1 protein-coding gene is annotated in these 263 nt (G+C 47.1%); it reads right to left on the bottom strand.

The annotated features are described in order from the left end of the window. Positions 1–263: hypothetical protein (locus A4R26_RS34920; RefSeq protein ID WP_165760247.1), on the bottom strand; the 263-nt coding region annotated here is incomplete at both ends.

The following is a 263-nucleotide window of genomic DNA, read 5'->3' as shown; positions in this document are numbered from 1 at the left end:
ATTCCAGGTATATGGTAGTTGATTGGCGCAGATAGTTACTTCTGTTGTGCTGGTGACAGCCGGGTTAACAGATAATACAAGTGTTGCTATCGAATCGCAACCGGCCGCGCTTGTCAGCGTTACATCAAAAGAGCCGGCAGCATTGTAGGTATTGCTGTTCCAGGTGTATGGCAGTTGATTAGCACAGATAGTGACTTCAGTGGTGCTGGTAACAGCCGGGTTAACAGATAATACAAGTGTAGCAATCGAATCACAACCGGCGT

It is taken from the genome of Niastella populi (assembly GCF_002078015.1).
In the GTDB taxonomy this organism is placed as follows: domain Bacteria; phylum Bacteroidota; class Bacteroidia; order Chitinophagales; family Chitinophagaceae; genus Niastella; species Niastella populi.
Note: the sequence above shows the minus strand (reverse complement) of the source record. Positions and strands in the feature narration are given on the sequence as shown.